General features: G+C 61.7%; 7 protein-coding genes, 1 tRNA gene and 1 pseudogene. All 9 read right to left on the bottom strand.

Features of this window, described 5'->3' with window-relative positions:
- Nucleotides 1-350: pseudogene (locus EN935_RS19015) on the bottom strand (50S ribosomal protein L1); the annotation flags it as partial.
- Between the two features lie 4 nt (nucleotides 351-354).
- Nucleotides 355-783, bottom strand: coding sequence for a 50S ribosomal protein L11 (gene rplK / locus EN935_RS19020; RefSeq protein WP_027027738.1), 429 nt, complete (start codon nucleotides 781-783; stop codon nucleotides 355-357).
- 160 nt (nucleotides 784-943) lie between these two features.
- Nucleotides 944-1,471 carry a transcription termination/antitermination protein NusG gene (gene nusG / locus EN935_RS19025; protein ID WP_013531409.1) on the bottom strand — a complete coding sequence of 176 codons (528 nt, stop codon included), beginning with the start codon at nucleotides 1,469-1,471 and terminating at the stop codon, nucleotides 944-946.
- Between the two features lie 27 nt (nucleotides 1,472-1,498).
- A complete protein-coding gene (gene secE, locus EN935_RS19030) occupies nucleotides 1,499-1,702 on the bottom strand; it encodes a preprotein translocase subunit SecE (RefSeq protein ID WP_013531408.1) in 204 nt (67 codons plus the stop codon).
- 399 nt (nucleotides 1,703-2,101) lie between these two features.
- Nucleotides 2,102-2,177 (bottom strand) — tRNA-Trp (locus EN935_RS19035).
- Between the two features lie 81 nt (nucleotides 2,178-2,258).
- Nucleotides 2,259-2,378, bottom strand: a complete 120-nt coding sequence (locus tag EN935_RS19040; RefSeq protein WP_245468849.1) for a putative glycolipid-binding domain-containing protein — start codon at nucleotides 2,376-2,378, stop codon at nucleotides 2,259-2,261.
- A 21-nt stretch (nucleotides 2,379-2,399) separates the two neighbouring features.
- Nucleotides 2,400-2,882: a group II truncated hemoglobin gene (locus tag EN935_RS19045; RefSeq protein ID WP_109672643.1), complete on the bottom strand. Its 483-nt coding sequence runs from the start codon at nucleotides 2,880-2,882 to the stop codon at nucleotides 2,400-2,402.
- Nucleotides 2,883-2,985: 103 nt separating this feature from the next.
- Nucleotides 2,986-4,626, bottom strand: a complete 1,641-nt coding sequence (locus tag EN935_RS19050) for a hypothetical protein (RefSeq protein WP_127373519.1) — start codon at nucleotides 4,624-4,626, stop codon at nucleotides 2,986-2,988.
- A 161-nt stretch (nucleotides 4,627-4,787) separates the two neighbouring features.
- Nucleotides 4,788-5,957: elongation factor Tu (tuf, locus tag EN935_RS19055; protein WP_127373520.1), on the bottom strand; the 1,170-nt coding region annotated here is incomplete at its 5' end.

Consider the following 5,957-nt stretch of genomic DNA (forward strand, 5'->3'; position numbering starts at 1 on the left):
GTGGCGATGCAGCGATCGAAATCGATCGTGCCCTTCTGGACGATGTCGACCAGATCCTCGGCACCAACGATGTCGGCGCCGGCGGCGCGCGCTTCGTCAGCCTTGTCGCCGCGTGCGAACACAGCGACGCGCACCGAGCGGCCGGTGCCGTTCGGCAGGTTGACCACGCCGCGGACCATCTGGTCGGCATGGCGCGGGTCGACGCCGAGGTTCATGGCGACTTCGATGGTCTCGTCGAACTTGACCGAGGAACGGTCCTTGAGCAGCTTCAGCGCATCACCCAGGGCATAAGCCTTGTTGGGATCGATGCCTTCGCGGGTCTTCGATACACGCTTTGCAATCTTTGCCATGATCTTAGCCCACCACTTCCAGACCCATCGAGCGGGCGGAGCCCTCGACCATGCGCATGGCCGCTTCGACGTCGTTTGCGTTCAGATCCTTCATTTTCGCGGTGGCGATCTCGCGGACCTTTTCACGCGAAACCGTACCGGCCTTGACCTTGCCCGGCTCCTTGGAGCCAGCCGTCAGGTTCGCCGCCTTCTTCAGGAAGTAGCTCACCGGCGCCGTCTTCATGACGAAGGTGAAGGACTTGTCCTGATAGTAGGTGATGACGACCGGAACCGGCGATCCCTTTTCCATTTCCTGGGTCTGCGCGTTGAACGCCTTGCAGAATTCCATGATGTTGATGCCACGCTGACCAAGCGCCGGGCCGATCGGGGGAGACGGCGTAGCCGATCCCGCTTTCACCTGGAGCTTGAGCTGGCCTGCAATTTTCTTAGCCATCTCTTTTCCTGCCTTCGTCTATGCCGGACTTGCCGGCGGTTGCAGTCTGGTGGTGCGATCCATGCGGCCGGCTAAAGCCGCATTCGTCTCCCACCGTTCTCGAGAGCCGCGCGATCTCCGCGTCGCCCTTCCCTGCCGCGCTTGGCGGCGGGATTTCGGATCAGCCCTTTTCGACCTGTCCGAATTCCAGATCGACAGGCACGGCGCGCCCGAAGATCGAAACTTCCACCTTGAGCCGCGCCCGCTCCTCGTCCACTTCCTGGACGAAACCGTTGAACGACGCGAAGGGACCATCCGAAACGCGGATCGCTTCGCCGATCTCGAACGTGACCGAGGGCTTTGGCCGCTCGACGCCTTCCTGCACCTGGTTCAGGATGCGCTGCGCTTCCGCCTCGGTGATCGGCACCGGCTTGGAGTCACCCAGGAAGCCGGTGACCTTCGGCGTGTTCTTGACCAGCGAGAACACCGCGTCGGTCAGGTTGGCCTTCAGGAGCACATAGCCCGGGAAGAACTTGCGCTCGGCATCGACCTTGCGGCCGCGACGAACTTCGACGACCTTCTCGGTCGGAACCACGATCTGGTGGATATCGGCGGACAGGCCCTTCTGCTTGGCCTTGTTCTCGATATCCTCGGCGACCTTCTTTTCAAAGTTCGAATAGGCGTGGACGATGTACCAGCGCGCGGTCATTTCAAGACTTCTCCGTAATCGCCGGACTTAGCGTCCGATGCCCAGAATCTGTTCGACCGCGAGGCCCATGAGCTGATCAGCGGTGAAGAAAAAGATCATCGCGATCACTGCGAAGGCCAGAACCATCACCGTCGAGATCATCGTTTCGCGCCGCGACGGCCAAGTCACCTTGGCGGTCTCCGCGCGGACCTGCTGGAGAAAGACGAAAGGATTTGTGGTTTTCGAAGCCATATGCCGCTCTGTCTTCAAGACCCGTTGGCCGGGTCTCCTGGATGATCCCGCTGGCCGGGACGTGCCGCCTGAGCCCAGTCTCGCGCCGAATCAGCGCAATCATTTCGCCCATGCAAATCAGACGCGTAAAGCCGGCTTCCCAGCTCCACGCGTCGCGTGTCTGTTTCGTCTACATAAAACCGATTCTTGATCCACGCAAGTGGCAAGTGTCCGCTTTATGACCAAACGCCGCCTCGGAACCATCCAGTCGTTCCGTCCCGGCTATGGCGCCCTTATGCCCCAAGAGAGCTAATATGGCAAGCGGGTCGCCGATTTTCAAAGGGCAGACCATAGAAATATCGTTTTGAAACGCCATTTCGAGAAATGGCGAAACATTGCGTTGAGTGCCATTTCGAGAAATGGCACGGGCAGCAGGGCTCGAACCTACGACCTGCGGTTTTGGAGACCGCCGCTCTACCAACTGAGCTATGCCCGTATCGTGCGCATGTCGGCGCAGCAGGCGCTTCCTAAAAGCTTCCGCACGCTCTGTAAAGAGCGGTTTGCAAGCAAACGCGCCTTAAATCCTGCGCCAGAAATCGGGATAGCTGACAACCAGCCCGTCGCGGTCGATCTCAAGTTCCCGCCCGAAGTCGCTGACACGCGATTCATAGAGATATCGCCTACCCTCTTCGCGCACCTCCCGATGGGACGGCCGGAGCTATTTGGCGTCCGGCACTCGATAGGGGCCGCCCGGCACGCCCCAGCCCCAGGCCGGCATCGGTTCCGTCTCAGGATCGCAGGTCTCGCCGAGATTGGAATTCATCTTGGCCAGCCGCGATCCCCATTCGACATAGCCCATGAAGGCCGAACGGAATTCCGGATCGTCGGGCAGGCCGACCGCGTCGGCGGCATCGGCCAGGAGGTTGATCCAGCGGCGGCGCTGCTCCTCCGTCAGATGCTTGCCCAGATGGTGCATGACCATCTCGCGATGGCCGCCAAATTGCTCGCTATAGGTTTTTGGCCCGCCGAAAACCTCGCCGATGAAGGCCGCGACATGGGCGGGATGATCCGGCGACATGGTCTTGAACACCGGCCCGACGATCGGGTCCTGCGCCACCTTGTCATAGAAAGTCTGGGTCAGCCGGTTCAAGGCCTCGCTGCCGCCGGCCCATTCGTAGAGTGTCGGGATATCCTGGCTCATTCTCGATCCTCCGCCAGCCCCGGCGCCGCCAGCAGCAACGATAGCGGAAAAATCGGGAGTGCCTCAACCTGCCTCGATGGCCAGTTTCCGACGTCGCCGCGCTCTACAATTTGGCGGGCGAGTCAGCCTCGGCATTGGCGGAAGGCCGGATCCGGCAATTCTCGGGTTTCGGCACCGCCTCGCAGATGGTGGCGCCGGTCAGCGCGTCGACCGATTGCGGGCTCGTCGTCAGCCCGACCTTCAGCATCATGTCGGGTTCCAGTTGGCGCTCGACCGAGCGCCGCTCGATCGCTGTGAACAGAGCGGGATCGATCGCCATCTCCTCGAGATAGGCCTTGACCATCTGCTTTTGCCCCATCGGATACAGGCTAAGCCGCGCCCGTGGACCGACAAGCCGCCTGACGCCACCGGCAAGCATGAGCGCGCAGGCCGAATCGCACTCCACGCCCGCATCGGTGCTCAGCCCGGCATAGGCACCCTCGTTGGCAAGGCAACTCCACTCGCCCGGGTCACAGCCGACGAAATCGGTGCGGCCAACGGCGACGTCGAGCTTCTTTTCATGGATAAGCCGTCCCGCCGCCAGGGCGCTGAACAGGTCGCCTCCCGTTGAGCTGATCACGACCGGCAGTTGCCGGTTGCCGAGCGTGGCGAGCAATTGGCGCAGCTTCTGCGGTGTCCGAGGTGTGATCGCGCCTTGCGCCGAAATCCATTCCGGGCAGTCGGGATTGCAGAGCGGGTTGCTGCCGCGAACCACGACAAAGCGCATGTCTTCGTCGTGCTGCGCCCCGTCGGGCTCCGGTAGGGGGGTGGGCCTGGCTGCGGCCGTCGGGCCGGCTGGCTTGTTCCCCGGTATTTCGAGGCAATTCGCGGCCAACGGATCCGGCCTGCACAGACTGGCGGCGGTCAACAGGTCTACCGAGTCGACACTGGTGACCAACTTCATCGCCAGCATGTCGTCGAGGCCGATCTGCTGGATTTCGCTGGCCGGGGTGCCCTTCATCGTTTCGAGCACGCTTTGTTCGATGCCCATCTGGTCGAGATAGGCCGCCAGCTTTTTCTCCACCGACTTGCTCATCTCATAGGTCTTGTAGCTGCCGGCGTTCTTGCGGCTGACGATCTTTGTGTTGAGGACCTTTTTCTTGCCGCCCACGATGCGGTAGGTGGTCCGGTATTGCAGTTTCGTGCGGATGTAGGTCGTGGTGATCTGATGGACGCCGAGATAGGCCCATTCGCCTGCTACACGCCGGACACCGCCGGCAAACATCAACGGACAGGCGGAATTGCACATGGCGCCGTAGTCAATGACATCGCCTAGGTAGCGGGCGCCATTCTTGTCACGATCCTGGCAACCCTTCGCGTCGGGCTGGCAACCGGAGAACACCGTCTTGCCAATGGCAATATCGAGCTTGTTCTTGCGGATCAGCCGGCCAAGCGTCAGTGCCGCCTCGACATTGCCGCCGGGAGAGTTGACGACAACAGGCAGTTTTCGCCCGCCAAGCGTCTTCAGCATGCGTTTGAACAGAGCCGGCGTTCCGGCTTCTATCGAGCCTTCTGCCGAGATCCACTCCGGGCAGATCGGCTCGCACCCCGGTGCATTGCTGCGGACAATGCCAAACTGCATCGTTGGACCGAGATCCGGGGCCGTATCCGCCGCAAAAGCACGTCCCGTGACAAGCAACGCCAGCAGGCAGATCAGCCGCAGCGACCACAATGCCCGACGATGGAAAAGGCGCCCTGGAACCATCTGGAAAAAAGCCCTTGATGCAACCTATACTAGACGAGGTCCAAAGGCTTGCAACAGGGTCTGGGCGACATCACGGGGCACCGATCCCTGGGCAAAAGAAAAGGGCGGCCTCAAGGACCGCCCTTTCCGTTTCGAACCTGACTGGCACAGGCCGGCGTCGGTTATTCCTTGATGGTGACGACGATGCCGGCACCGACGGTGCGGCCGCCTTCACGGATAGCGAAGCGCAGCTTCTCTTCCATGGCGATCGGCACGATCAGCTCGACATCGACCGTGATGTTGTCGCCCGGCATCACCATCTCGGTGCCTTCCGGCAGCGACACGATGCCGGTCACGTCGGTCGTGCGGAAGTAGAACTGCGGACGGTAGTTGGTGAAGAACGGCGTGTGACGGCCACCTTCATCCTTGGTCAGGATGTAGGCTTCGGCCACGAACTTCTTGTGAGGCTTCACCGTGCCGGGCTTGGCCAGAACCTGGCCGCGCTCGACACCTTCACGGTCAACGCCGCGCAGCAGCGCGCCGATGTTGTCGCCAGCCTGGCCCTGATCGAGCAGCTTGCGGAACATCTCGACGCCCGTGCAGGTCGTCTTGGTCGTCGGACGGATGCCGATGATCTCGAGTTCCTCGCCAACCTTGACAATGCCACGCTCAACGCGGCCGGTCACCACCGTGCCGCGGCCCGAGATCGAGAACACGTCTTCGATCGGCATCAGGAACGGCTTGTCGAGCGGACGAACCGGCGTCGGGATGTAGGCATCGACCGCAGCCATCAGCTCGCGGATCGCATCCTCGCCGATCTTCTTGTCCGAGTCTTCCAGAGCAGCCAGAGCCGAACCCTTGACGATCGGAATGTCGTCGCCGGGGAACTCGTTCTTGGTCAGAAGCTCGCGAACCTCGAGCTCGACCAGTTCGAGCAGCTCCGCGTCGTCGACCTGGTCGACCTTGTTCAGGAACACCACGATCGACGGCACGCCGACCTGACGGGCCAGCAGGATGTGCTCGCGGGTCTGCGGCATCGGGCCGTCGGCGGCCGACACGACTAGGATCGCGCCGTCCATCTGCGCGGCACCGGTGATCATGTTCTTCACATAGTCGGCGTGGCCGGGGCAGTCGACGTGAGCGTAGTGGCGGTTGGCCGTCTCGTATTCGACGTGCGCCGTCGAGATCGTGATGCCGCGCGCCTTTTCTTCAGGGGCAGCGTCGATCTGGTCGTAGCGCTTGTATTCGCCAAAATACTTGGTGATCGCCGCCGTCAGCGACGTCTTGCCATGGTCGACGTGGCCAATCGTGCCGATGTTCACGTGAGGCTTGTTACGCTCGAATTTACCTTT

Origin of the sequence: Mesorhizobium sp. M7D.F.Ca.US.004.03.1.1 (genome assembly GCF_003998635.1) — a bacterium.
Lineage (GTDB): Bacteria > Pseudomonadota > Alphaproteobacteria > Rhizobiales > Rhizobiaceae > Mesorhizobium > Mesorhizobium loti.